The sequence below is a fragment of the Paraburkholderia sp. BR10872 genome (genome assembly GCF_040965835.1).
GTDB classification, from domain to species: Bacteria; Pseudomonadota; Gammaproteobacteria; order Burkholderiales; family Burkholderiaceae; genus Paraburkholderia; species Paraburkholderia nodosa_A.
On record NZ_JBFRCN010000081.1, the window covers coordinates 1 to 25796 of the forward strand.

Annotated in this window: 21 protein-coding genes and 13 pseudogenes; 24 read left to right on the forward strand and 10 right to left on the reverse strand. The window is 58.7% G+C overall.

What is annotated here, in order from left to right; translation table 11 throughout:
• Nucleotides 1–127: 127 nt before the first annotated feature.
• From AB4Y43_RS37315 to AB4Y43_RS37345, 7 genes and pseudogenes are all read left to right on the forward strand, one after another.
• A pseudogene (locus tag AB4Y43_RS37315) lies at nt 128–295 on the forward strand (transposase); the annotation flags it as partial.
• A 360-nt stretch (nt 296–655) separates the two neighbouring features.
• Entirely contained in the window at nt 656–1135 is a 480-nt protein-coding gene (locus AB4Y43_RS37320; RefSeq protein WP_368730068.1) for a transposase, read from the forward strand.
• The gene (gene tnpB, locus AB4Y43_RS37325) at nt 1135–1488 is read left to right on the forward strand and encodes an IS66 family insertion sequence element accessory protein TnpB (protein WP_342925497.1); all 354 of its coding nucleotides are present in this window, start codon (nt 1135–1137) and stop codon (nt 1486–1488) included. The genes AB4Y43_RS37320 and tnpB overlap by 1 nt, the downstream gene beginning before the upstream one ends.
• Nucleotides 1489–1588: 100 nt before the next feature.
• Nucleotides 1589–3235, forward strand: a pseudogene (locus AB4Y43_RS37330) (IS66 family transposase).
• A 67-nt stretch (nt 3236–3302) separates the two neighbouring features.
• A complete protein-coding gene (locus AB4Y43_RS37335; protein WP_368730069.1) occupies nt 3303–3809 on the forward strand; it encodes a transposase in 507 nt (168 codons plus the stop codon).
• Nucleotides 3692–4327 carry an IS5 family transposase gene (locus AB4Y43_RS37340; RefSeq protein ID WP_368662008.1) on the forward strand — a complete coding sequence of 212 codons (636 nt, stop codon included), beginning with the start codon at nt 3692–3694 and terminating at the stop codon, nt 4325–4327. The genes AB4Y43_RS37335 and AB4Y43_RS37340 overlap by 118 nt, the downstream gene beginning before the upstream one ends.
• Before the next feature lie 654 nt (nt 4328–4981).
• Nucleotides 4982–5624, forward strand: a pseudogene (locus AB4Y43_RS37345) (methyl-accepting chemotaxis protein); the annotation flags it as partial.
• A gap of 25 nt (nt 5625–5649) precedes the next feature.
• Here the strand turns inward: AB4Y43_RS37345 and AB4Y43_RS37350 are convergent.
• On the reverse strand, nt 5650–5871 hold the full coding sequence (locus tag AB4Y43_RS37350; protein ID WP_368709887.1) for a hypothetical protein: 222 nt from the start codon (nt 5869–5871) through the stop codon (nt 5650–5652).
• Nucleotides 5872–6158: 287 nt separating this feature from the next.
• The gene (gene fabF, locus AB4Y43_RS37355; protein WP_069268843.1) at nt 6159–7400 is read right to left on the reverse strand and encodes a beta-ketoacyl-ACP synthase II; all 1242 of its coding nucleotides are present in this window, start codon (nt 7398–7400) and stop codon (nt 6159–6161) included.
• An 870-nt stretch (nt 7401–8270) separates the two neighbouring features.
• Here fabF and AB4Y43_RS37360 point away from each other — a divergent pair.
• The 11 genes and pseudogenes from AB4Y43_RS37360 to AB4Y43_RS37410 all read left to right on the forward strand — a co-directional run bounded on the left by AB4Y43_RS37360 (nt 8271) and on the right by AB4Y43_RS37410 (nt 16633).
• Nucleotides 8271–8447 (forward strand): hypothetical protein, encoded by a 177-nt coding sequence (locus AB4Y43_RS37360; protein WP_176733000.1) that lies wholly within the window; start codon nt 8271–8273, stop codon nt 8445–8447.
• A 130-nt stretch (nt 8448–8577) separates the two neighbouring features.
• On the forward strand, nt 8578–9318 hold the full coding sequence (locus AB4Y43_RS37365; RefSeq protein ID WP_368661998.1) for an SDR family NAD(P)-dependent oxidoreductase: 741 nt from the start codon (nt 8578–8580) through the stop codon (nt 9316–9318).
• 24 nt (nt 9319–9342) lie between these two features.
• A pseudogene (locus AB4Y43_RS37370) lies at nt 9343–9788 on the forward strand (transposase); the annotation flags it as partial.
• A pseudogene (locus tag AB4Y43_RS37375) lies at nt 9787–10180 on the forward strand (transposase); the annotation flags it as partial. The pseudogenes AB4Y43_RS37370 and AB4Y43_RS37375, both read left to right, overlap by 2 nt.
• A gap of 18 nt (nt 10181–10198) precedes the next feature.
• Nucleotides 10199–10630 (forward strand): annotated as a pseudogene (locus AB4Y43_RS37380) (transposase); the annotation flags it as partial.
• 176 nt (nt 10631–10806) lie between these two features.
• Nucleotides 10807–11643, forward strand: a pseudogene (locus AB4Y43_RS37385) (IS5 family transposase).
• Between the two features lie 8 nt (nt 11644–11651).
• A pseudogene (locus tag AB4Y43_RS37390) lies at nt 11652–12003 on the forward strand (secretin N-terminal domain-containing protein); the annotation flags it as partial.
• A 375-nt stretch (nt 12004–12378) separates the two neighbouring features.
• A pseudogene (locus AB4Y43_RS37395) lies at nt 12379–12620 on the forward strand (IS5/IS1182 family transposase); the annotation flags it as partial.
• A gap of 259 nt (nt 12621–12879) precedes the next feature.
• Nucleotides 12880–13704: a GHMP kinase gene (locus AB4Y43_RS37400; RefSeq protein ID WP_368661999.1), complete on the forward strand. Its 825-nt coding sequence runs from the start codon at nt 12880–12882 to the stop codon at nt 13702–13704.
• A 22-nt stretch (nt 13705–13726) separates the two neighbouring features.
• A complete protein-coding gene (locus AB4Y43_RS37405; protein WP_368730070.1) occupies nt 13727–15370 on the forward strand; it encodes a pyridoxal-phosphate dependent enzyme in 1644 nt (547 codons plus the stop codon).
• Between the two features lie 126 nt (nt 15371–15496).
• Nucleotides 15497–16633, forward strand: a pseudogene (locus tag AB4Y43_RS37410) (IS630 family transposase).
• On the opposite strand, the gene AB4Y43_RS37415 reads toward AB4Y43_RS37410, so the two are convergent.
• Nucleotides 16557–17243 (reverse strand): transposase, encoded by a 687-nt coding sequence (locus tag AB4Y43_RS37415; protein ID WP_368662000.1) that lies wholly within the window; start codon nt 17241–17243, stop codon nt 16557–16559. The pseudogene AB4Y43_RS37410 and the gene AB4Y43_RS37415 sit on opposite strands and share 77 nt — an antisense overlap.
• A gap of 391 nt (nt 17244–17634) precedes the next feature.
• Here AB4Y43_RS37415 and AB4Y43_RS37420 point away from each other — a divergent pair, with 391 nt between their 5' ends.
• Nucleotides 17635–17868, forward strand: a complete 234-nt coding sequence (locus tag AB4Y43_RS37420) for a hypothetical protein (RefSeq protein WP_368662001.1) — start codon at nt 17635–17637, stop codon at nt 17866–17868.
• A 114-nt stretch (nt 17869–17982) separates the two neighbouring features.
• Nucleotides 17983–18681, forward strand: coding sequence for a GntR family transcriptional regulator (locus AB4Y43_RS37425; RefSeq protein WP_368730074.1), 699 nt, complete (start codon nt 17983–17985; stop codon nt 18679–18681).
• 88 nt (nt 18682–18769) lie between these two features.
• On the opposite strand, the pseudogene AB4Y43_RS37430 reads toward AB4Y43_RS37425, so the two are convergent.
• Together AB4Y43_RS37430 and AB4Y43_RS37435 are read right to left on the reverse strand one after the other, a co-directional pair.
• Nucleotides 18770–19010, reverse strand: a pseudogene (locus AB4Y43_RS37430) (integrase core domain-containing protein); the annotation flags it as partial.
• Nucleotides 18982–19329 (reverse strand): hypothetical protein, encoded by a 348-nt coding sequence (locus AB4Y43_RS37435; RefSeq protein WP_069268839.1) that lies wholly within the window; start codon nt 19327–19329, stop codon nt 18982–18984. The gene AB4Y43_RS37435 and the pseudogene AB4Y43_RS37430, both read right to left, overlap by 29 nt.
• Between AB4Y43_RS37435 and AB4Y43_RS37440 the strand changes: the two genes are divergently transcribed.
• Nucleotides 19328–21187: a DEAD/DEAH box helicase family protein gene (locus AB4Y43_RS37440; RefSeq protein ID WP_368730071.1), complete on the forward strand. Its 1860-nt coding sequence runs from the start codon at nt 19328–19330 to the stop codon at nt 21185–21187. The genes AB4Y43_RS37435 and AB4Y43_RS37440 overlap by 2 nt on opposite strands.
• Here AB4Y43_RS37440 and AB4Y43_RS37445 read toward each other — a convergent pair.
• Nucleotides 21120–21524, reverse strand: coding sequence for a PIN domain nuclease (locus AB4Y43_RS37445; protein ID WP_027820332.1), 405 nt, complete (start codon nt 21522–21524; stop codon nt 21120–21122). The two genes, AB4Y43_RS37440 and AB4Y43_RS37445, sit on opposite strands and share 68 nt — an antisense overlap.
• The gene (locus AB4Y43_RS37450) at nt 21521–21715 is read right to left on the reverse strand and encodes a type II toxin-antitoxin system VapB family antitoxin (protein WP_028215418.1); all 195 of its coding nucleotides are present in this window, start codon (nt 21713–21715) and stop codon (nt 21521–21523) included. Before AB4Y43_RS37450 ends, AB4Y43_RS37445 begins: the two co-directional genes overlap by 4 nt.
• 288 nt (nt 21716–22003) lie before the next feature.
• On the opposite strand from AB4Y43_RS37450, the gene AB4Y43_RS37455 reads away from it, so the two are divergent.
• The 3 genes from AB4Y43_RS37455 to AB4Y43_RS37465 all read left to right on the forward strand — a co-directional run bounded on the left by AB4Y43_RS37455 (nt 22004) and on the right by AB4Y43_RS37465 (nt 24696).
• Nucleotides 22004–22996, forward strand: coding sequence for a DNA-binding protein (locus AB4Y43_RS37455; RefSeq protein WP_368730072.1), 993 nt, complete (start codon nt 22004–22006; stop codon nt 22994–22996).
• Nucleotides 22997–24097: 1101 nt separating this feature from the next.
• The gene (locus AB4Y43_RS37460; protein ID WP_368662010.1) at nt 24098–24250 is read left to right on the forward strand and encodes a hypothetical protein; all 153 of its coding nucleotides are present in this window, start codon (nt 24098–24100) and stop codon (nt 24248–24250) included.
• On the forward strand, nt 24247–24696 hold the full coding sequence (locus AB4Y43_RS37465) for a group II intron maturase-specific domain-containing protein (RefSeq protein ID WP_368662006.1): 450 nt from the start codon (nt 24247–24249) through the stop codon (nt 24694–24696). Before AB4Y43_RS37460 ends, AB4Y43_RS37465 begins: the two co-directional genes overlap by 4 nt.
• Before the next feature lie 237 nt (nt 24697–24933).
• Here AB4Y43_RS37465 and AB4Y43_RS37470 read toward each other — a convergent pair.
• From AB4Y43_RS37470 to AB4Y43_RS37480, 3 genes and pseudogenes are all read right to left on the reverse strand, one after another.
• Nucleotides 24934–25092: pseudogene (locus AB4Y43_RS37470) on the reverse strand (DDE-type integrase/transposase/recombinase); the annotation flags it as partial.
• Nucleotides 25093–25321: 229 nt separating this feature from the next.
• Nucleotides 25322–25642, reverse strand: a complete 321-nt coding sequence (locus AB4Y43_RS37475) for a hypothetical protein (RefSeq protein WP_368730073.1) — start codon at nt 25640–25642, stop codon at nt 25322–25324.
• Between the two features lie 29 nt (nt 25643–25671).
• Nucleotides 25672–25796, reverse strand: a pseudogene (locus AB4Y43_RS37480) (IS630 family transposase); the annotation flags it as partial.

Genomic DNA, 25796 nt, shown 5'->3' on the forward strand with positions numbered 1-25796 from the left:
ATGCCCATCGGCTACACTCGACGCTCGATTACGTCAGCCCTATGACGTTCGAGAAGAACTGGCTCGCTGCCCAGCGAGCCGCCTGAATTCCCTCGGCTATGGGATACGTCAAACAGGGGTAAGGTCAATCCTTGCCCGAGTCGAGCATGTGTTTGCGGTCGTGGAGCGGCTGTGGGGCTTCACGAAGGTTCGTTATCGCGGGCTGTCAAAAAACGCCAATCGCGCCTTTGTGGCGCTCGCGCTAGCCAATCTTTACATGTGGCGAGGTCGCTCGACAGCACAGGTGCGCCCGTAGAGGGCCAAAGACGGGCGACAAGCCCGTGCAGGGCCCCTCAAGGGGCCCAACATGAGCAGGAATGCCTCGCTTTTACGACTGTTATTCGCGATCTCAAAAGTTTACACATCTCTTGATCGCAACCCGTTGTGTTTACACGGCTTGATCAGCGTAGCCCTAAGCCAATGCTGATCAAGTCCACCGTTCATGACTGTCGTGCGTTATAGCGTGGACGTGCAACGGCGAAAGTAAAAACGGGATGAAGCAACTGACACTGGCGATGGCTGTCGATCAATGGTAAGCGGCAGTTTCTCCCCACATAGATCCTGAGCTGAAAACAGCGCAGGATGTGTCCACGGTTTTTTAATGGACACACCCTTCATGGACGAGAGCTGCGTAGATTTTTTGCCCTTGCGTGCGACCAACGTTGGTGTCGAAGGAAAGCGGACTTTCGACAAGCGTGACAAACAGAGGCTGATTGAAGCCTGCCTGAAACCGGGCGTGTCGATCGCGGGTATGGCGCTGAAGGCGGGCGTGAACGCCAACCAGTTGCGCCGCTGGATCAAGAATTACGAGGCGCGTCTGAAGGGCGCCGCCGCCCCATGTGACTCGAAGGCTCTGCCCACGGCATTTGTACCGGTGGTGGCGATCAGCGATGACAGCTGGGCGGCTTCGCCGATGCCGCCGCAGCCGGAACCCGATGCACCGGCGGCGCCGATGCGGGTGCACGCGCCACAGCGACCACCGCTGCCGTCGCGCCTGGTGGCGCAGCTGCCCAACGGGGTGAGCCTTGAACTCGAGTGCACCGGGCACGATTGCGCGCTGCTCAAGACGATGATTGACGCGTTGAGGGGGAGCTGATGTTCCGCTTCGACGACGACCTGAAGGTGTACCTGTACCGCGAGCCAATTGACTTCCGCGCCGGCATCAATACCCTTGCTGCCCTGGTCACGGAGTCGATGCAGCTAGACCCGCTCGCCCGCGCCGTGTACGCGTTCCACAACCGCAAACGCGATCGCGTCAAGCTCCTGCTGTACGAGCGCACCGGTTTCTGGCTGATGTTGCGCCGGCTTGAGGAAGACCATTTCGTGTGGCCGAGGCGGCATCAGGAGGTGATCGAGCTGACAACGCAGCAGCTTCACTGGTTGCTCGACGGCATCGACATCGACGCGCTTCGCCGCCACCCGGTGCGTCGTTACCAGCACGCCAGCTAGCCCCGCCCGGCAAGGCACGTCGCGCGTAAACAACGGCGGCTGCGCCTTTTACAAATTGACGTAAACCCACGGCGCGGCGCGCTCCGCTATCCTGGAGCGCATGAATCCGCCTGATCTCAAGCACATACCCAGGGTCGTCAAGGGCTATATCCGCGATCTCGAAGAGCGCGCGACACAGGATATTGCACAACGCGACGCACAGATCGAGGAGCTGAATCAGCGCATCGAACAGCTCGAGGAACAGATCCGTCTGCTGCAGGCCGAGCGGTACGCGCCGAAGAGCGAGAAACGCAAGGATCGCGTGTTCGACGAGGCTGAGCAGATCGCCCAGACCGAACCCTCCGACGAGGAGGACGAGGGCGCACAGCCAGCGCTGCCCGACACCGGCCTACCCCAAAACAGCGAGCCCGAACGGCGCAAGGGCGGACGCAAGCCGCTGCCGGCATACCTGAAGCGTGAACCTGTCGAATACGACCTGCCCGAAGACCAGAGGGCATGCATGGACTGTGGCAACCCGATGCATCGCATCGGCGAGGACATCAGCGAACAGTTGCACGTCGAGGTCAAGTGGACGGTCCGGCAGAACATACGTTCCAAATGGGCGTGCCGGTACTGTGAGTGTCATGCCGAACATACCCGGATCGTGCTTGCGCCGATGCCGGTGCAGCCGATTCCGGGCAGCCATGCGGATGCGTCGGTGATCGCGACGGTCACGACCGCAAAGTACGTCGACGGCATGCCGTTGTACCGGATGCAGGACGCGCTCGCACGCTGGCAGATTCCGGTGAGTCGCGGCACGCTCGCTCACTGGATCATCCGCCCCAGCGAACTGCACTACCACCGCCTGTACGACGCGCTGCACAAGACGTTGCTGTCGCAGCCGTTGATCCACGGTGACGAAACGACCGTTCAGGTGCTCAAGGAGCCCGGCAGGTCCGCGCAGAGCAAGAGCTATGCATGGGTGTACCGCAGCGCCGAAGGCTGCGCCGAGCCCGTTGTGCTGTTCGAGTACCAGCCGGGGCGCGGCCAGGAACATCCGAAGAAGTTTCTCGGCGACTACAGCGGCATGCTGATGAGCGACGGCTACAGCGCCTGGCGCACGCTCAAAAAGGCCACGCACTTCGGATGCGTCGCGCACGCCCGGAGGCTGTTCGTCAAGGCAGACAAGGCGGCCGAGAAAAAAACGGACTCCGGCAAACAGAAGACACCTAACGCTCGCGTGGCGAAAGCGCTTGAATACTTCCAGGCCCTGTACCGTGTCGAGGCACTCGCCAAGGGCGAACTGCCTGATGGCCAGACGCGCGCCGATTACACATATGGCTTGCGGCAAAAGCATAGCGTGCCGGTGCTCGAGGCCTTCAAGGCGTGGCTCGATGAGCTGGCACCCAAGGTACTGCCCCAAAGTCTGCTCGGCAAGGCAATCGCCTATACACGCAACCAGTGGCAATATCTGAGCCGCTACGTCACCAATGGTTGCGCCCCCATCGATAACAATGTTTGCGAACGAGACATCAGACCGTTTGCCACTTCGAGAAAGTCCTAGCTGTTCAGCGACACAGTCGACGGCGCAAAAGCGAGCGCGACGGTGTACAGCTTGATGTTGACGTGCAGAGCCTGCGGCGTCGAGCCGTACGACTACCTGCTACACGTACTCTCCGAATTGCCGCAGCGTGCGCCGGACGCAGACGTAACCGACCTTCTGCCGTTCAATTACGCCCGGCAGCAGGAAAAGGAAGAGACCGGCTGACGAACTGAATGCGCGTCGGCGTGCTGGCCCACGTGCAGGCTCATCACCTCGACGCGGACATTGCCGGTTGCCCCCGACCATCGCGGTACGGCTACGCTCGCCTGTCGGTCGCAAACGATTCTTTATTCGGTGTGCTGAAATCACCGCTTACGATCAATGCGGGCGATTCGAGGCGCAGCGCAAACCCACGCGACGCGAAGCGTTTCTCGATGAGATGAGCTCGATCGTGCCGTGGGCGCAGCTGTGCGCAGTGGTGGAGCCGTTTTATCCGACACGCTGCAATGGTCGCCCGCCGATTGCACTGGAGCGCATGCTGCGGATTCGCTTTGTGCAGCACTGGTTCAACCTTGCCGACCTTGCATGCGAAGAGGCCCTGTACGACAGCCTCAGCCTGCGCCGTTTTGTTGGCATTGACCTGGGCAGCGAAACGGTGCCGGACGCCACGACGATGCTCAAATTCCGGCATCTGCTGGAAGAGCACAAGCTGGGCGAGCGAATCTTCGCGGAAGTGGGAGTGGTGCTGCAGGCGCGGGGGCAAAGCTCAAGAGCGGCACGATTGTCGACGCCACACTGATCGGTGCACCCTCGTCGACGAAGAACAAGGAGAAGGCGCGTGACCCGGAAATGCATCAGACGCGCAAGGGCCAGCAATGGTATTTCGGCATGAAGCACCACATCGGTGTGGACAGTCAGAGCGGGCTGGCTCATAGCGCGGTCGTAACCGCCGCCAACGTACACAGCAAGCATCCGCAGCCGCAGTTGCTGCACGGTGAGGAGCAACGCGTCTACGGTGACAGCGCATACGCGAGCCAGAAAGCACTGATTCACAGCAAGGCCCCGAACGCACGTGACTTCACCAACAAGCGCACGCGCCGCAAGGACATCGTCGACGAGGTGGCGCGCCGCAAGAACCGCAACAAGTCGAAGATCCGTGCCCGGGTCGAGCATGTGTTCGCGGTCGTGAAGCTGCTGTGGGGCTTCACGAAGGTTCGTTATCGCGGGCTGGCGAAGAACGCCAATCGCGCCTTCGTTGCGCTCGCGCTGGCCAATCTTTACATGTGTGGTCGCTCGACGGCACAGGTGCGCCCATAGAGGGCCAAAGACGGGCGAAGAGCCCGTGCAGAGCCCCTCAAGGGGCCCAACATGAGCTCGAATGCCCGCTTTTGCGGCTGTTTTTCGCGATCTCGAAAGTTGACGCATGTCTTGGTCGCAACCAGTCGTGTTTACCGGGCTTGATCAGCGTTGCCCTAACACCTTCGAGAACAAGACATCGTCGATGTCGCAACGGTTCTTGGCGGTGTACCCGAGCGGTTGGTCGAGCGTGAACATCACAGATGCGATCGCCGAATAGCAGTGACGCTGCTAACGCCGAGTCGCTTAAATGCTTACCTGCGCGGCGACAGGCCTGCGCTGAATAGTGAGGAATTGCGCGGCTACCAGTTATTCAAGGCAAACCATTGCGCAACCTGCCATGCGGGCAGGAATCTGGGCGGGCAGTCGTTCGAGCGAATGGGTCTCCCGGCCGACTACTTTTCCGTTCGGGGCTACACGTCCGCAGGACAACGGTCGGGCGAATGTTACAAAAGAGTCGCTCGATTGCCATGCGTTCAAGACGCCGACGCTGCGTAACGTGGAACTGACCGCGCCATATTTTTACGACGGTCGCCGTGCTGAACTGCATGCAGCTGTGCGCGACATGGCGACGTATCAGGTCGGCAGGCGATTGCCTCAGTGCGCCAGCTGACGGACTCAGTCGGTCGCGCGGTGACGGATATATCCGTTGGAAACGAGAATCTGTCCGCGCGTACCGAAAAGCACGCTGCATCCCTTTAGAAAACCGCATCAAGATGGCGCAGCTCACCGAGACGGTTCGAAACAACGCTGACAATGCTATTCAGGCGAGCACGCTTGCCTTGAACGCGACCGATCTGGCAGAACGTGGCAACGACGTGGTGTCAACCATGATTGGTACCATCGAGAAAATCAGTGGCAGTTCTGCCAGAATTGCTGAGATCACGGGTGTAATCGAAGGTATCGCCTTCCAGACCAATATTCTGGCGCTCAATGCGGCGGTGGAAGCTGCCCGGGCGGGCGAACAGGGGCGCGGCTTTGTGGTTGTGGCAAGTGAGGTACGCAATCTCGCACAGCATTCGGCCACGGCGGCCAAGGAAATTAAGTCGCTTATTGGTGACCCCGTGGCGGTCGTGGAGCATGGGGCAAGCCAGGCGGCCGACGCAGGAACAACGATAGGGCAAGTCAAGGATGCGATCAGGTGTGTCGCGGATATCGTCAGCGAGATTTCCTGGCGTCTGAAGAGCAAAGCGTCGGCATCAAGTATGTCAACACCGGCATCAGTGAGATGGACAGGGCCACGCAACAAAACGCGGCTTCGTAGAAGCTTTTATTCTCCAGTTTCAGGGATTGCTCACCCCTGCGCCCGCCGACACGTTGAACACCGACACTGAATCCTCCAGTTCGACCGCCTGCGCGTTCAACGCCTGCACGCCGGCGGCTGCCTGCTCCACGAGCTCGCTTGCTCGACGACCTGGCGGCGCATAAAATCTGTACGTTGACCCGAACTCATGGAAGAGAATCATGCGGTGCCGGACCAGCATACACAACGGTTTCAGAGCCATTCGTGCTTGCGGTGTCGCTTGAGACAGGAGGGCGAGGCCCGGTCACATCGGCGGTCTGCCGAGTTACCGCTCGATCACACACGCGATAACGGGTTGGACTCGCCGTCTGGCCCGGTGATAGCAAGCCGGCACGCAGCGGACTCGCAAGCCAGTCCGACTACCCCACATTTCCGGGGTGGTTCAAACTGGGCAGGCGTGCTGCTATCTCCGACCAATAGAGATTCTTTACGTTGACGTGCCTTCAAGATCTGCTTCGCGAACTTGGCAGATTCCTCTGTCCTAGCCATTCACTCGATCCGGCGGAATACTAGCGTGCCGTTGGTGCCGCCGAACCCGAACGAATTTGAAATGGCAACATCAATCGGCATGCGTCGAGCTACGAGGGGTACATAGTCGAGGTCGCATTCCGGGTCGGGCTTTGTCAAGTTGGCGGTCGGCGGCGCAATCTGGTGGTGCACGGTGAGCGCGGTGTAGACGGCCTCGACACCACCCGCAGCGGCAAGCAGGTGCCCGGTCACTGATTTTGTCGAGCTGATCGCGAGGTCCTTGGCGTGCGAGCCGAAGGCTGCCTTCAGCGCGAGCGATTCCGCGCGGTCGCCGAGCGGCGTCGAAGTGCCGTGCGCATTGATGTATTGCACGCTGTCGGCCGCGACGCGTGCATTGCGCAAGGCATTGCGTATGCAGCGGGCCGCGCCTTCCCCGTCTTCCGACGGGCTAGTAATATGGAATGCGTCACCGCTCAGTCCGAATCCGGCCAATTCCGCGTAAATCCGTGCGCCGCGCTGGCGCGCGTGCTTCATCTCCTCGAGCACGATGATGCCCGCTCCTTCACCTAGCACGAAGCCGTCGCGCTCCGCGTCCCACGGGCGGCTCGCTGTCTCGGGACTTTCGTTGCGCGTCGAGAGCGCCTTGGCCCGGCCAAAGCCCGCGAGGCTGCTCTCGGTGATCGCCGCCTCTGCTGCCCCTGCAATCATGACATCGGCGTCACCATACTCGATCAGCCGGGCGGCGTCTCCGATCGCATGAGTGGCGGTCGAGCACGCCGTCGCCATGGCGAGATTCGGTCCCTTGAGCCCGTACCGGATCGAGAGATGCCCCGCGATCATGTTGATGATGGATGAGGGCACGTAAAATGGGGACACCCGCCGCGGCCCTTTGTCCCTGATCGTGAAGGCAGTGTCGACGAGGGTCTGTACGCCGCCGGTTCCGGACCCGACATGAACGCCGATCCGGGAGGCATTTGCTTCGGTCACTGTGAGGCCGCTGTCGACGAATGCTTCCATGCCGGCCACGACACCGAGTTGGATGAAGCGATCCATATGGCGGACCTCTTTTTCCGAAATGAAGCGAGTTGCGTCGAACCCCTTGACTTCGCCAGCGATTTGCGCCGGGAAATCGGTCGTATCGAAAAAGGTGACCCGGCCGATTCCGCTGCGGCCGGCAATGACATTCGACCAATTTTCCTCGACGCCAATCCCGACCGGGGAAATGGCACCAAGACCGGTGACGACGACTCTTCGGTTGTCCATTTTTTCTTATTTGATATCGAAAATCGACCAATACCGCGCGAAATGCTAAAGCTGTCGACCCGTGCGATCGATAGGGAGGGGCTTTACGGTTTGATCCGATAGTAGCCATGTGGCCGTCATCGTCCCACAAAAGCCGGCACCCACTATCACGATCGATACAGTCATTGCCACGGCTCCTATGGTTGTTCTCGTATCCGCTCCCGTAGAAAATTGATTTTGACGTTAAGATGGATATCCGCTCCGATAGCGTCGCTTGCATCGGGGCATATCGGGAAAGTTCTCTTTCCGGCACGGATAGTCGGAAGCTGTGCCGCGCGTCGCAGGAAGCGACTATGCGGCATCTCGCCTCGAACTACAAAATCAATTGTTTGGATAACACTGATTCGCATCGCAAATGAATATCTGCGAAGGACCGGCATGACGAACGCGCGCATCGTCGATGTTCTGCGCAGCGAGCGGATAGTGCAGTCGCTTCAGAACCTTCGCAATTCCTGGGCAAGGGCCGTTCGTGGGTGCCTTCTTGATCATCGGGTCAGAACCGGTTCGTCAGACGCGCATTCTAGCGCCCCCGCACTAATGCGACACAACCCTTCAATGACGCTTAGTGTTGGTATCAATGCATTTGACGCCTTTCTTCTGGTAGTTGCACAGAGAGTCGCGTAACGTGCCGTGTTAGGTAGGTGGGTAGTACGACGACCCGCAGAGCTTAGGTTAATTAACATTTTCCCGATAAGGATTGTGTATGGAAAAGATAAACAACTGATTGCGGGTTTTCCGAAAGGGCGGAATTTGCTTGCGTGCCCCGTCGGGACTGGCTCGCGGGGTTGGCGAGGGCGGTCGGATTAAAGTCAAGGCTTTGCGGATACGAGAATGGCTGCAAAACATGGCCGGCAGGCGATCCCCACAACATTGACGGATGAGCAGTCGGGCATTTGTATTGCAGCATCTGAGCCGTGGCCGCCGCCGACGTTGCTGTTACAGAAGGTGTTCAACTACGGGTGCGTGATGCGTTCCTTCTGCGCGGCAGTCACGACTTCGACGATCTAACTGACGCGCTGTTCCTCTCATCCAGATTGCCGCGCCACAACTCGTGCAGGTTCGCCTCACCGCACGCAGAGCGGCGCGCCCCAATGCAAGCGATCGCAAGCAACGATCTATCCAAATTGGAACTGCACAGATGGGCCAAGTTAATCGTTATATGCTGTTGACCGGCGCCAGCCGCGGTATCGGTCATGCCACAGTTAAGCTTTTTCAGGAAAACAACTGGGAGGTGTTCACTGTCTCACGGCGACCGTTCTCGGACAGTTGCAAGTGGCCTGCGGCGCGTGAAACGCACATCCAAGCAGACCTCGCGGACCTCGATAACATCGACCGGATCGCTTTGGAAGTCAGGCGACGGCTACCTGATGGACAACTACATGCGCTCGTCAACAATGCTGGAATCTCGCCTAAAGGCGAGAACAGATCGCGCCTCGGAATTCTCAACAGCGATATTCAGACATGGATGACTGTTCTTAACGTGAATTTGGTATCCAACGCATTACTGGCGCGATCGCTGTTCCCAGAATTGGTCCGAGCAAAAGGAGCGATTGCCAACGTAACATCGATCGCCGGGGTGAAGGTTCATCCTTTCGCGGGTACTGCGTACGCAGCTTCAAAGGCTGCGCTCGCAGCTCTAACACGAGAAATGGCACACGAGTTTGGCCCCGAGGGCGTACGCGTCAACGCTATTGCGCCGGGCGAAATTGATACCTCGATCCTGTCGCCCGGCACTGAGGAGATCGTGGATCACGGTATTCCTATGCGTCGTCTCGGAGATCCGGCCGAAGTCGCACGAGTAATCTACTTCCTCTGCACTGAGGCCTCGTCGTACATCAACGGAGCAGAGTTGCACGTCAGTGGAGGGCAGCATGTCTGAAGTCATGCGTCGGCACATAAAGACCGACGCCATGTGGCATATGGGCTGAGCCGGCGAAATCTGGAAGAGATGATGGCTGAACGTGGCATCGATGTCGACCATTCAACCGTGCACCGATGGGCGATCAAGTTGCTGCCCGCTCCGGAAAGGCATTTCGACGTCGCAAGCGCGCAGTCGGCAGGAGCTGACGCGTGGATGATACGTATATCAAGGTCAAGGGACAGTGGAAGTACTGTACCGGGCCGTGGACAAAGCGGAAGATGATCGATTTCCTGCTGCGCGCCCACCTTGACAAGGCTGCCCCGAAGCGCCACTTCGAAAAGTCGATCGAGCGCAGCGGCGAACCCGAGGTGGTAACGATCGACAAGAATGGGGCGAATCTCGCTGCGCTTGAGGCTATCGACGCCGGGCGCGAGACGCCGACCAAGATCTGTCAGTCGAAGTATCTGAATATCATCGTCGAGCAGGAAGAAACGCAGCAACGAGACACATCAGTCCAGGACCGACCCCGATGCGCAATTCTATCGCAAAGGCAAAACGGCCAGCGAATTGGGGTAATGGGCCGTACGCTGACCGATAACCGGCACGGTCTGGTGGTCAATGCGCGCGTGACACGCGCCGACGAACATGCTGAGCGTGAAGCGGCTAAGATCATGATCCACGACGCACGGCAAGCGGCAGACGATGCCAGCGCAGACATCACACTGGGCGCGGACAAGGGTTACGATGGCCAGGAGTTCATCGAGGCGTGCCAGCAGATGAGGGTCACCCGCACGTTGCGCAAAACACGCAAAACACCTCGAGGCGGCGTTCGGCAGTGCCCGATACGATCGCCCCGAGCGTGGGCGACGCCATTTCGCAGGCTGCAAGTGCTTGGGGTGAGAACTGGCATGGCGAGAAGCGCAGCAACGACACGCATGAATTCAGCGCGGACAGTCAGCCGCGGCTGTTTCGCAAGAGTCCTGGTACGGGCGCGATGCTTTCTGATATGGGGCACGTGCTGACGGATAGCCGGCATGGCCTCGTGGTGAACGCACAGGTGACGCAGGCCAACGGCACAGCCGAGCGAGACACAGCGGCCGAGATGCTTGCGTATGCCGCGCAGTTTGCCAGTACATCGATTATGGTCGGCGCTGACAAAAACTACGACACGGCTGGTTTCGTGGCAACGTGTCGCGCAAATGGCGTGACGCCGCATGTTGCGCAAAACGATGGTCGCGCGGGCAGCTCGGCCATTGACGGACGTACAACGCGCTGATCCGGCTACGCCATCAGTCAGCGCAAGCGCAAATGCATCGAGCAGTTTTTTAGCTGAAGCAAGACAGTCGGCAGGATTCGGCAGGTGATGTCTCGAGGGCTGCAGCGCGTTGACCACCGCGCGGTACCGCGCGACGGGCACGCCCCTTCCGGAACCGCAGGTCGCGCGGCGGCTCGCTGGAACGATGGGCCGCTTGGTCGGCAACCGTATGGCAGCGTTTAGACGGTGTTATGAACTTTCGGCCAGACCTGGTACCCTGGCGGGATGAAAAACGCAGACCCTACCCAACGGATGTATCGAATGAAGAGTGGTCCTTCGCCGCTCCGTACCTGAAATTGATGAATCAGGACGCGCCTCAGCGTCGCTACGAATTGCGCGAAATGTTCAACGCCTTGCGCTGGATTGTCCGCGCGGGTGCACCGTGGCGTCTGCTGCCCAATGACTTTCCGCCGTGGGAGTTGGTCTATCAGCAGACACAGCGCTGGATTCAGGCAGGCTGTTTCGAAGCCATGGTCAATGACCTACGTTCGATTATCCGCGTGGCGCAGGATCGCCGGGGGCATCCCAGTGCAGTCATCCTCGATGGCCGTACGCTGCAGTCGACGTGCGAGAGCGGTCCACGCGCAGGCTATGACGGGTACAAGCGTAAGAAAGGCAGCAAGGTGCATAGGCGGTGGATACATTGGGGCAACTGCTTGCGGTGCATGTGACGCCGGCCAACGAACAGGAGCGCGCAGGTCGCGGAATTGGCTCGTCAGGTTCAGCAGGCCACGGACCACACAATCAAAGTGGCGTTCGCCGATCAGGGCTATACCGGAGAGGAGCCGCGCAGGCGGCACTCAATGAAGGCATTGAGCTTCAGGTAATCAAGCTGTCGGAGGCAAAAAAGGGGGGCGTGTTGCTGCCACGCCGCTGGGTGGTTGAGCGCAGCTTCGGCTGCGCTCAACCGTTTCCGCCGACTGGCAAGAGACTACGAGCGCCTGCCTGAAACCTTGGCCGGTCTGCATTTCGTCGTCTTTGCCATGCTCATGCTCGTCCATGCTGTGCCCAATATCCAAAGGATCTAACATTCTCTAGAAACGAATCGGCGATCAACCTCCTGCCGGTGCTGCGTCCGCTCATTTCGCCGAGTAATATGGTTGCCGCTTATCCATCAAATAATACGATCGTCGTCACTGACTATGCGGATAACATCCGCCGCATCGAGCAGATCATCGAGGGCGTAGATTCTGCGGCTGGCCAGCAGGTGCAGGTAGCATACCTGAAGAACGCGAATTCGCTCGACGTTGCGACCCAGATGACCCAAGATGCTTGACCCTGGGGCGATCGGCAATGTGGATGCGACGCTGAAGGTCTTGGTGCAGGCTGATCCGCGCACGAATTCGCTAATGCTGCGTGCGTCGAACGCAGCGCGCCTCGCGGCGGCTAACCCAACTGCCCGATGGTCGCCCCGAGGCGCTTTTCCAATTTTAGATAAAGCCGAACCGCTCGAAGACGCTCTTCATACGAGTACATGAACTACGTCTAGGTAGTCCAAGTTTTCGTCCGCACCCCCGGGGGGGCAGTACATCGGCGCTAACAGCTTCGGACATTCGACCATGAAACATCGAAATGCGAAGCCATCTCTGAATCCCGAAACGACAGCCCGTGCTGTCCCGTTTGTTATCTAGATGACGTCGGCTGTAGGAATTCGTTCAATTGATTGCGTGGTTGTGCAATCACTTTGACCGTCGGCGGTCTCATTTTTGCAGGCATGCATCTTGTATGCGAATCGACCTAGCGGGCTGTTGAAGACTGAAACGATCCGTGGAGCAGATGGCAACGCCAAAGCGATGTTCACAATGGCAGCGCTGGATGACTTTGAGGCTACGAGCCACCCCTTGCGGCCGATTCGTATCTGGCGGAATGATGCGCGCAAGCGCATGGGCCGGGTGTTCGCACGCTTGTACGCGAGTCATCCGAAGTGCAGTTGCCGTGCAGCGCCAAGGACAAACTGATTCGTGCGCTGCTGGTGCAGGTGTGGTATTCGGTTCGAAGCGAGCGTACGCAGAGACAGGGGCAAGACGGTCGGTATCAATTCGATACGGACCAGACAGATGCGGCAGTTCTTGGGAGGTTACTCGAGCTGGTGAGCTGTATCTCAGCAGACTACCAGGAGTTCAGACCGCCCCGTTGCCGCGTATGAAACTCTCCCAGTATTCGTACTGGAATTTCTTGAACCAGAGCCAAAGGAGATAGAAAATATGCACCGGAAACAAGGGAGTGGCGAGGCCGCAGGACACCACGGGGAGCTCCTCCAGGGAATGTTTGAAGACGATGATGGTTTGCTGTGGCGTGGTTTAGTCTCCATGCCTTACCGGAGTCTCAAGTCAAGGGCAGAGTTCCTGCCGAACGAGAACAAGCGAGAAGTAGACGTTTTTCCAAGCCGTTGCGAAAAAGCCAAACGCGCCGCAGAAATCACGCTTGAGCGGTTCTCGGCTGCGAGGGTGGGGGGGGTACTTGGGCTTACGAGCAATATCCCTGTTGCGCGTGGTATGGGGTCATCCACAGCTGATGTAGTGGCCAGCATCTTGGCAGTTCTTGAATCGCTTGATATCGAGCTGCCGCCTAGCGATGTTATGCAAATTGCAGTAAGCGCTGAGTCGGCATGTGATTCAACAATATTCTCGCAGCAGGCGGTACTATTTGCGCAACGAGATGGATTTGTTCTTGAAGCATTCAGGAGACCGATTCCTCCGATTGACTTTATAAGTGTGACTGCGGATACCGAACAGACTGTCAACACGCTTGATATGGAATTGCCCCAGTACAACTTAGAAGAGGTCGAGAACTTTCGACCGATTCGAGCTCTATTGCGTAAAGGGATTGATACATCCGATATAAAATTGCTCGGCCGCGTCGCGACAGCAAGCACTTGGCTTAATCAGCGATTTTTACGAAAGCCACGTCTACGCGATATTGAAGAAATTGGGCGAAAATATGGTTCAGTTGGACTACAGATAGCACACAGCGGAACGGTTATTGGCGTGATGTTCGATCCGGCGAGCGAAAGAACTGCGGAGAACATGTATTTGGCTACCCGTGAATTAGTGTGTTCAGGATTTGAAGCTACTGTTATCGCGAAGTGATAAAAACACTGGGAATAAAAGGATGATGAATCGAAATATTATGCGAAACCTTGAGGATTTCGAAAATCCACGGATCGTCAGGCTGGATGCTAATTTTTATGGGGCAAGCTTCTTTCTGATGAAGCTGCTTCCGGCGCGGTTCATACTCGAACAAGCTGTGTCGGAGGGGCTGCTCAAACCGGGTGCCACCATCTGCGAGTCCTCCTCTGGTACATTTGGTCTAGCGTTAGCCATGTTAGCCGTTCAGTATGGCTATAAACTCATATTGGTAAGCGATTGGGCAATCGATCGTCACCTTAAAAGCCGCCTTGTAGAGCTTGGTGCACACGTAGAAGTTGTGAACGATCCGGCACCACAAGGGGGGCTACAACAGGCTAGGCTAAATAGGTTGGCTAAATATCTGAAGGAAATCCCTGGCAGCTTCTGGCCGTCTCAATATTCTAACACCGGCAATCCACTGGCCTACGGTAAGTTCGCGGAACTACTGATCCAAAAACTTGTGAAGGTCGACTGCCTGGTGGGGCCAGTTGGTTCCGGTGGGTCGATGTCAGGCACTACTAGATTTTTAAGAGTGCCATTCCCTGAGTTACACGCTATTGGCGTAGATATGCCACATTCTGTTTTGTTCGGACAGCCCTGCGGAGATTTGGGGGATCTTAGTGGGCTCGGGGGGGAAATTGTGCCTTCCAACGTGGATCATCGGCAGTTTGACGAGGTTCACTGGCTGACGCCTGCAGAAGTGTTTCATGCAACTCATCAACTACATCGAGAACATGGGCTATTTATGGGGCCGACCAGTGGCGCAGCCTATAGAGTGGCAGATTGGTGGTCCAGGAAGAACCCCGGGAAAAACGTTGTGGCGATTTTTCCAGATGAGGGACACCGCTATGTCGATACTATTTATAACTATGAAGGCGACTGGCTTTCGTCTTTGTCCATTACGTCTTCTTATGTGCGGGAGGCACCGGTAACTGTGGAGGCACCCACGGAGGTGTTGAGCGGTTGGTCGTGTTATGCGTGGGGGAGACGAACACTTGACGAGGTTCTTTCTCGTGTCATTGAAGAAGAGAGGCCCAAGCTTGTCTCTCGACAGCAAAAACTGGAAGTCTCACAAGCAGTCGCCAGTGCCTCAGAACAATCCTTTTGCACCGCACCGACCTCCCACATTGTGGCAGGCGATGCCAGGCTGTTAGAATTGTCGTGTCTCGACAGTGCTACCGTCGCGCACCTCAGGCTGGATGCCGATCAATGTCAATATGTCGACCCGTTGTACGTAGTGTTTTCAGAACTGAGGCAAAGCCAAAATTCGGAATTCGAGCATTGTTTTTCAGTCGTAGCGCATGACGATGTTGTAGGTTTTTTTGTCCTTCGAGAAAAGGCCGCAGTGCCAGAATGGGCGAATCCGGACGCTATGACGATGCACAGCCTGCGGGTGGGCCTATCATACCAAGGTAAGGGGTACGGTAAAGCTGCGGCAGAACTAGCTATTGGGTGGATCGCGTCCAATCGCCCAAATGTCGACCGTTTAATGCTTGCCGTCAATGCGCGGAATGTGGTAGCTAAACGCATGTACCTAGGCTTTGGCTTCAGAGATACAGGACTAACCTACTGCGGCCCGATTGGTATTCAGAATATTTTTGAATATGAAATTACACCAGAAAAGTGATTGCCTTCAACTGGCTTTTGACTGAGCGTTTCTTGTCTCGGCCCAAGCCTAGTATTTCGTCCCAGAAATGACTTAACGTAAATTCAGATTGGTCTATGATCGAATCACGGTGAGTTGGGGGCGATCATGGGACGCAAAGGAATCGAGCTTGTCGTGTCGGAGCTGGAGCGAGAGCAATTTTTCTCAATGAGCCGCTCGCGTTCGCTGCCTCACTCTCTCGTGCGCCGGGCAAAGATTATCTTGATGGCCGCTGACGGTCATACCGGTCAAGAAATTGCGACGCAGTGCGAAGTAACACCGCCTGCAATTACGCACTGGAAGAAGCGCTTTGTTGCCCACGGACTTGCCGGTCTGCATGATGAAGCCCGTCCAGGCCGGCCTCGCACGCATGATGATGAAGCAGTCGCGGAATTGCTTGCGAGGATGCTGCATGAGAAGCCGGACGGGGCAACGCACTGGAGCGTGCGCTCCGCTGCTGCGCAGACAGGGATTTCGAAGAGTTCGGTGGCCCGATATCTGTCGTTGTTCGGCGTACAGCCTCATCGGTCAAAAAGCTCCAAGCTGTCTAATGATCCCTACTTCGTGGAGAAGGTGCGCAATATCGTCGGCCTGCACCTGAGTCCGCCGACCAATGCCCTGGTGCTATGCGTCGACGAGAAGAGCCAGTGTCAGGCGCTGGAGCGTACGCAGCCGATGTTGCCGATTGGGTTGGGCTATCTCGAAGGAGTGACACATGATTACGTCCGGCACGGCACCACCACTCTGTTCGCCGCGCTCGATACGGCAACCGGTGAAGTTATTGTGCAATGTAAGCCGCGCCACCGACATAAGGAATTCATGGCGTTTCTCAGGCATGTGGATCAGGCGGTGCCTGCCGATCTCGATGTGCATCTGATCGTCGATAACTATGCGACACACAAGCATCCCAAGGTCAGGGCGTGGCTGGCCAGGCATACGCGCTACCACATACACTTCACGCCGACTTACTCAAGCTGGCTGAATCAGGTCGAACGCTGGTTTGGCCTGATTACACAGCAGGCGATCCGTCGAGGGTCGTTCAAGAACGTGCGTCAACTCATCACCAGCATCGAGTGATATATCGCGCAGTACAACCAACACGGCCGACCGTTCGTATGGACCGCGACTGCCGATTCAATTTTCCAGAAAGTGGCTCGGCTATGCAAAGTTATTTCTGGGACAGAACAAGCACTGTGTCGATATATTCCTGCAGGACGATCTGTTGCTCCGGCCGGGCGAACCTGATGCCTTCCAGCCAGCGCCAATGCGCTTGCGTCCATCTGGAGCGGCCCGTGTAGCGATGGCCATGCCGCGCCAGAAATGACAGCAGCCGTTGCTTGGCCTGGCGTTGCAGATGCTTCATGTCCTCACGCGCACGGGTCAGATCGCGCAGCGCCTCCTGTGCCTGATCCGGAATCCACACGGGGCTCAACTCACCGGCGCGATACAGGCGCGCCAGGCTCAGGGCATCGCGCCGGTCGGTCTTCACGCGCTCGCCCGGCTTCTTCGGAATCAGCGACGGCGCCACGACCTGGCAGTCCTGCTTGAGTTCCCGCAGCTGTCGGCAAATGGTGTAGCCACAGGGGCCGGCTTCGTAGCAGAACGCAAGCCGTCCTGTGCCCCGCTTGAGCTGTGCGACCAGTTTCGCAATGGCCTCAGGTGTGTTCACAATCTCGCCCACATACCGCACTTCGCCAGCCGTGTCGGCGACCGCCACGGCAACCGTTTCCTGATGTACATCCAGGCCCACGTACTTGCTAAACTTGTTCATGACCTGCCCCCTCAATGCGGCTCTGAGCCGCGGTGTAGCCCACCTCAAGCTTAATCCGCGTAACTTGAGGTGCGGCAGGTCCATACATGATGTCTAGGAGGCTCTTGAAATAGCTTCCGACGTGGTCATCGGAGGGAAGCGGTAAACATTGAAACGAGGAACGGACAACACTGAGACCAAACGCTGCGCGGAGCGGACGACCCTTATCCCGTCGAGCGAGTTGTCGCTCGTGCGAATCAAACTGGTTGATATGAAGGTGGATGGAGGAAAGGCAGCAGGCCAAGGGCAATGCAGTCGCAGCGCGCACATCCCGCAGATTGGGGCGGTCTTGTGACATGGGAACGGCGCTCGACGGCATACGACAGACGGCCAAAGGCCGACCGGGTGTAAAGCTGACCACCCTGTTGCATCACATCTACGCGGTCGACCGCTTGCGGGCAGCTTACTTCGGGCGGGAGCGCAAGGGGCTGCCGGGGTGGACGGCGAGACGTGGCAGTCGTACGGACTGGACCTTGAAGGCCGGCTTCTGGACCTGTCCGACCGGCTCGCCCGAGGGGCTTACCGGCCCCAGCCTATCAGACGCGTGTACTTCGACAAAGCCGACGGCAGCAAACGCCCGCTGGGCGTGCCGGCGCTGGAGGACAAGCTTGTCCAGCTTGCCACGGTCGAAGTACTCAATGCGATCTACCACCCAGTGGAAACGCAATAGACGTCTATCAGGTTAGTGCAGTTTCATTGGTTCAGTGGAACAGAACATATGATAAGTTTACGAGCGACCGCGATTAAGGTTTGCATGTTTTGTGGAGTTTTTCTGAGTGAAAAAATGATAGCAAAGCGACTACACGAAAAAATTCGGCACGAGATAACGCGGCGTGTGGCAGAGCAGGAGTATGCCGTGGGCGAACGACTGCCGTCGATCTGCGAGCTCGCCGATAGTTTCGGTGTCAGTGTGACAACTGTAGGTCGCGCAATAGAAGATCTCCGGTCGACTGGGATAGTGGACTGCGTGCCCGGGCGTGGAATCTTTGTGAGGGAGAAGCGACGATTCATCCTTGATTTTGGTTTTTCGCTTACGCGTTCTGTCGGTCGGCAGCCCCCTGTTATTGAGCCACAGACCACGATAGTTTCCGTAACACGAGAAGAGCTCTCAAGCTTCGTATTCAGAGAATTTGATGTTCCAATTGAACCCATTTGCTGTGTCAGAACGTTGACGTCGATTGCTACAATGCCGATTGTGTTTGACACTCTATACGTGTCGCAATGCTTTGGCGATGATATTGTTGACGAGCTGGATAGGAAGTCGGTTGGTGAGTTGCTACATGACCGTGGAATTTCCGTCGAAAGCTCAAGATTGCTTTTACAAGCACGGACTGCCTCGGATGAGGCGAAAGCTGTCTTTTCGATTCCAGAAGGATTTCCAACGCTACAGCGGGTTTATCAGTTAATAGCAGAAGACCCAGTGGTCTCGGTCTTTGGGGTATCCGAGTCGCCGTTCGACCGGCTGGCATGGAGGACGGAGTGAATGGGATGGGATGTTTCGGGTCGAGGGCAATGCTGATTGACAGTGTCACGTGAGATTCCCCCGGTTTTTCGCCTTCCAGAGGCCCGGGTTATGCAGCCGCACCTCTTGTCCGCTGAGCCACAAGCCAGTCTTGCATGACCTGGGATGGCGACGCGAAGCCAAGCGATGAGTGACGACGACTGCGGTTATAAAACTCTTCGAAATATTCGAACGTCCGCCACGGCTTCGCGATGCGTGCGATACCTCGTGTCATGCAGGCGCTCGTTCTTCAGGCTGTTGAAGAAACTTTCCGTCGGTGCGTTATCCCAGCAACTGCCTTTGCGGCTCAGATGCACGTGATGTCCGAGGTGAACACCTGATTGGGTTGCGAATGCACGCGAGGCGCTCGCGCTCGTCTGCTTCCCTGGCGATCTGCTCATCGAGCCAGGCTGTGAGCTTTTCGAGCTGCGCGAGCTGCATGGGCTTCGCCCGCTTCTCGGTTGCGGGATGCAGCGCAACGATGCCTCTGAGAACCTTGCGTACATGCGGTGCCTTCGTCGGATCCGGAAAACCCTGCGTCTGATGCCATTGCGCGAGCGCTGCAAGCCGCGAGCGCAGGGTATTGATAGACAGGGTTTCTGCGTGATCGGCAAGGTACCGCGCGATCATGTCAGCGCTCGCGGGCAGAAAGCCCCGCATCCGGTGTGCCGACTGCGGGCATCGTGTACTGCTGACGCTGGACGACCAGGTCGTCTATACGCACCTGGCCGGCGATCGCACAGTGGGCCTCTATCCACTAATGCCGGACGGCACCTGCTACCTGCTCGCTGTCGACTTCGACGAGGAAGGCTGGCGTGAAGATGCGCAGGCATTCCGGCAATCCTGCCTCGAGATGGACGTGCCCGTATCGCTCGAAATCTCGCGTTCAGGCAACGGCGCTCACGCGTGGATCTTCTTCTCGTCGGCCGTTGCTGCACGTGACGCGCGACGGATGGGCTCAGCCATCATCAGCCACACCTGTACCCGGACCCGTCAGCTCGAACTGACGTCCTATGACCGGCTCTTCCCGAACCAGGATATGCTGCCCAAAGGCGGCTTCGGTAACCTCATTGCCCTGCCGCTGCAGAAGCACCCGCGCGAGCATGGTTGGAGCGTGTTTGTCGATGACGGCTTTCAGCCGTACGCTGATCAGTGGTCGTATCTCGCGTCCGTGGACAGCCGCGACATCGAGGGGGTGATCTTTCGCGCCACGGGCGGTGCGCACCCGCTCGACGTCGCGTTCATCGCCGAGGAGGATCAGGCCGAACCGTGGAAGCCGCCACCCGCGCAGCCGAAGCGGCTGGCCGGAACGATGCCGGCATCGCTCACACTGACGCTCGCGAACCAGCTCTATCTTGAAAAGGCGCAGCTTCCGCAGGCACTGCTCAACCGGCTCATCCGGCTGGCCGCCTTCCAGAATCCGGAGTTCTACCGGGCCCAGGCGCGCGGCTTCAGCGTATGGGACAAGCCACGCATCATTGGGCGCGCCGAGAACTGCCCGCGCCACATTGCATTGCCGCGCGGATGCCTTGACGACGTCGTGACGCTACTGCGCGATAACGACATCGCCTGCGACATCCGCGACGAGCGCTGCACCGGCGAGCCGCTTGCAGTTCCGTTTGCCGGCACGTTGCGCGATGACCAGCAGGCGGCCGTCACCGACCTGCTGCGACACGACACCGGCATCCTGCATGCGCCGACGGCGTTCGGCAAGACCGTGACGGCGGCCGCGATGATCGCGCAGCGTGGCGTCAACACGCTCGTGCTTGTGCACCGCCGGGAGCTGCTTGACCAGTGGTGCGAGCGCCTGCAGTCGTTTCTCGCACTCGACGCGCGCGCGATCGGCACGATCGGCGGTGGCAAGTCGAAGGCGACGGGCCGGATCGATGTCGCGATGCTGCAATCCGTGGCACCCGATGGTGCCCGCGGCGAGCTGTTGCGGCGTTACGGCCATGTCATTGTCGACGAATGTCACCACGTCTCGGCGGATTCCTTCGAGGCGGTGCTCAAGGCCGTCCATGCCCGTTACGTGCTGGGTCTGACGGCGACGCCCGTGCGGCGCGACAGCCAGCAACCGGTGATGTTCATGCTGTGCGGGCCGATCCGGCATGCGGCGAAATCCCCGGCCAGCGCGCCCCAGATGCTCGAGGTCTTCCCGCAAAGGCTCACCTCCGCAGTGGACGTCGCGGCCGACGCGCCAATCCAGGCGGTGTTCGCTCAGCTCGCGCAGGACACCCCGCGCACGCAGATGATCGCGGCGGCTGTACATGAACAGTACGGGCAGGGGCGGAACGTGCTGGTACCGGGCAATGGGCTATCAGGTCCGCACGCCCGGAGAAGATATCCAGCTCCAGTTGGCCTGAAACCGGTGGTGAATTCGTATTCCGTATCGTTTCTTGCTGTTTGCTGTCACCGGCACGTTAGTCGTCGCGCATTGCAGACTGAAGACCGAGGTGCTCGACGAACGGATCGAAATCCCGGTCGCTGAAGAGCAGCGGCGCACCGTTTTCAATGCACCACGTCGCGATCAGCGTATCGATGGTTTTGCGGATCGTTACGCCCTGCGCTCGCAAGATGCGGTAATTCCGGGCCGCCTGAATGGCGTTATCCGGCCCCACCAGCGAGACGACATCGAATCGCGTCGTCATCAGCTGCCGGGCAGTATTGAACGCCGACTCGGCGGCAAATCCCTGTAGCACCTCGGCGACGATCAGGTCGCCGGTGACCAGCACCTCCCGGCCCAGCAGGGCATCCAGTCGGCTGGCTTGGGGTGAAGCCAGCCCCCGGAAGTAGTCGATCCACACGCTTGAATCGACGAGTATCACTGGTCGCGCCTCATGGCATCCAGGTCGCCTTCCCACGGTAATTTGCCGCGGAACTGGCGAATCTGCTCCTGCTGCTTGAGCCGGATGATCGTTTTCAGGCCAAGCTCGACCGCTTCACGTTTGGTCCGGATGCCCGTTGCGGCAAGCGCTTCGGCCATCAACCGGTCGTCGATCTCGATATTGGTACGCATGGCGCGCCTCGTAAATGTGTATAAAACAATTGAATTATACACATCAAACGCTTGTGGTCCACGCTCCGGGTTGCGACATCCCGATTTGACCAGCAATCCCCTGGAGATCGTCAATTTCCATGTTTCGTACCGGTTGTGCGGCGGAACCAGCCGGATTCGGACCATCACACTGGATAATGCGCCTTTATCGCATGCCAGCCACACCCACATCCGGCCGCCCTTGACCGCGTTCAGCGATACGTATATACATGGTACGTAATACAGTACGATATTCGAGCGAGGAAGCAGATGGCCCGCACCGGTCTTACGCGCATGGACGTGAAGCGCGCCCGCGACGCGTTGCTCGCACAGGGGCAGCACGCATCGATCGACGCGATACGTATCGCGCTCGGCAACACGGGCTCGAAAACCACGATCCACCGCTACCTGAGGGAACTGGAAGAAGATGAGGGCGCGTCACTGACACACGCCGGGTCGCTCTCGGACGCGATCCAGGATCTGGCGGCCCGGCTCGCGGCCCGCCTGCATGAAGAAGCACAAGCCCTCGTCGACCAGCAGGCCGCCGCTGCGGCCGCGCAGCGCCAGCAGGCGCAGTCCGAAATCGCAAGGCTCGGCGCTGAGCTGGCCACGGTGCGGGAGCAGCTCTCTGGCGCGACCGCCGCCCTTTGCGCGGAGCAGGAGGCGCACGCCGGGACTCGCGTGGCGTTGCATCAGCGCGACCTGGACGTCGAGCGGCTCACCCAGCAGGTAGGCGACCAGACCGAGCGCCTTGCCGAGCAGGAAGGCTTCCGCCTGTCGCTTGAGGCCAGGCTCGTGCATGCGCGCGATGCCCTTGAGCACTTCCGTACGGCTGCGCGCGAGCAGCGCGAACAGGAAGCGCGCCGACATGAGCAGCAGGTCCAGCAGGTGCAGGCTGAGCTACGCCAGGCGAACCAGACGGCCATCGTCCGGCAGAACGAGATCACACAGCTGAACCGGGACAACGCGCGGCTCGTCGCAGAAGCGACGGCCACGACCCGGCTCGCACGCGATCAGCAGGCACATGGCGAGGCGCTGCAGTCCGCCCTCAATCGTGCGCTCACCGATCGGGCGCGCGCCGAGGCCGAGCGCGACGCAGCGCAGTCGGCAGCCGATGCGCGGGCAGCCGAGCTGCTCCAGGTACGCGAGGCTCGCGACTCGCTCCGCGCGGACCGCACGAAGCTGGCCGCGCAGCTCGAAGCACAGCAGCAGCTCCTGGTGGACTACCGGATGCGGCTGGGCGGCGCGGACGCGGCGGGCTGAAAGCGCCGCGTCGCGTGCCGAAAGGACATCACGCTGGCAACGCGCACGCTTTTCGGCGCTTGCCATGAAACATTTTGGCTTTCGCGTCGGCCCGAAGTCTCATGGCTCTGCCGGGTTGCGCGCCAGCACATTCACCTTCTTCTCTTCCATGCGCTTCGCTACGGGAATCTGGCATGAGCGAATACCAATACTACGAGTTTGCATGCGTCGACCAGCTGCTTACGGCGACCCAGCAGGCAGAGTTGCGCAGTTTCTCCACGCGGGCCACGATTACCGCCTCGAGCTTCGTCAACGAATATCACTGGGGCAACCTCAAGGGCGACCCGCTCGAGTGGGTACAGCAATATTTCGATGCCCACGTCTACTCCTCCAACTGGGGGAGCTGCCGCCTGCTTCTTCGCCTGCCGCGCGGGACGTTTGACGCGGCGACCCTCCGCGATTACGTCAAGGCTGGACGAAAGAGGCGCTCCCGTTTCGAGAAAGCGTTCGAGGCCATGGACGTCGATGACTGGTGCCTCCTCGACTGGTCGTTCAACGATGACTCGGGCGAACACGCCCGCTTCTCGGAGGAGATGGATGGTGCGGGGTGGATGACGCGCCTGCTGCCTGTACGCGACGAGCTGCTCGGCGGCGATGCTCGCCCGCTTTATCTTGGGTGGCTTGTCCGCCTCGCGAATGATGAGCTACACGATGACGAAATCGAACCGCCGGTGCCTGCGGGATTACAGGCGTTGACGCCCGCACAGGTAGCACTGGCCGAGTTTCTGATGCTGGATGCGGAATGGCTCGCCGCCGCCGAGGCCAGCCCGTCAATATTGGCCCCAGAATCCAGCGGGAGCGAAGACAGTCGCTTTGATCCCTGGTTACGTGAGTTGCCGGTTGAGGAAATGCGGGCGAAACTGCGCATGCTGCTACAGGGACGCAGCCGTGAAGCGGAGCGAACGCTTCGAAACGCTTTTCTCAAATGGGAGAAGGGTAGGAATGCAAAGCAATTGAATTTTCCCGGGCGCCGTCGAATATCCGAGATCGAATCAAGGGTCGCCTCTCATCGCGCCATCCGTGAAAGAAGGGAGCAGGAAGCAACGCTACGCCGACGACGCGGTGGTTCATTGCCGCAGTCTGGCGCAGGCACAAGCCGTGATGCAAGCGATTGCAGAGCGGCTGGCAGAGCGTGGTCTGACGATGCATCCGGAGAAGTCCAAGATCGTGTATTGCAAGGACGGTAAGCGCACTGGCACTTACAGGTCGAGGTGAACGAGGAGAAGAGCCGCACCGTGGATCTGAGATGCAAGGAGAGCTTCGGCTTTCTGGGGTTTGACTTCCGTGAACTCCGCAGTTTCAGGACACGGGCGTGGCGAGCGCACTACACGCCGAAGCTGAAGAAGCGTACGGCGTTACTGCGCAAGCTCAAGGAGGTGTTCCGGCGATACCAGTCGCAGCCGACAAATCGGGTGGTACAACTGATTAATCCGGTGCTGCGGGGCTGGGTGCAATACTTCGCTATCGGGGACTCCAACGAGTGCTTCAACTTCATCAGGGACTGGGTGGAAAAGAAGATCAGGCGCCACATGGGGCGATCCCGGAACCGACGGGGCTTTGGCTGGAAGCGGTGGAGTAGGCGTTGGCTGTATGAGGAACTGGGGCTGTTCAATGGCTACCGGGTCCGCCGTACCGTCGCACCGAAAGCGCGCCCGGCATGATAGGTCCCATAAACCTTGACGTGAAGCAAACAGGAGAGCGTAGTGCGGGAAAACCGCAAGCTGCGTTCGACGTGGCGGGAGCTGGAAACGTGACTATGGCAGCCGGACTGAGGGCCACCGCGAAAGCGGTGGAAAGACCACCGGAGCCTACCGTGCGCGCGCCAGTTCTCGACCCTACCTGCGAGAGACTCGGGGTGCAACTCCCCGGGTCTACTCACCTCCATAGTGATGGTCTCCGGGCTCGCCGTTCTCGTCGATGGCTTTCTCGAAATAGCGACGGGCGGCAGCCTTGTCACGATGGGCTCGAAGCAGGAAATCCACCGTCTTTCCGGCCTTGTCCGCAGCGCGATAAAGGTGTTTCCACTGGCCACGCACCTTGGCGTACGTCTCGTCCACCGCCAGCTCTTGCCGGGGCGGCCAGTGGAAATGTTTGCACTGGGCCGCATGAAAAAAACTGCTGCCCCACACAGTTTGTTCTGGCTGAACTACATATCAATTATTTTGATGTTAATTGTCTTGTGTCTCCCCCCAGGAGGCGAAAATTTTATCTCGCGCGGGCAGTGTGCGGTAACCAAGTGGGCTCGCCAACCCAAGCTCCGTCGACTGGTTTCTGAGCCGCAGTGCGTTATGGATCGTCATCGACGAAGTCAGCCAAGTTGACAGTGCGCTTCTCACCACCACGAGAGCGCCCCACTACCTGCTCGCGGTACAGCGACGCAAGATTTCGTGAGGATACGTAATGCCGGGCCTTCGCATGCTCGATGCCAAAGTAACGTTGCATCGTGACGACGGCGTCCGCGCTCCTGAAGCCAGCTTTCCCTAACACTTCAAATGCTTTTTCAACACGGCACAGACTGACCACCAAGTCGCCTTCTTGAAGCCACTCTCGCTCAATGTCGACTGCAAGGTCGTCGCAGCAGATCTTATTGAACGTCTCTTGGAACATCGCGTCGGGACCTTCAACGCAATAGATGCCTAGTGTTCTGTCCCAGAAATAACTTTGCATAGCCGAGCCACTTTCTGGAGAATTGAATCGGCGGTCGCGGTCCATACGAACGGCCGGCCGTGTTGGTTGTACTGCTCGATATATCGCTCGATGC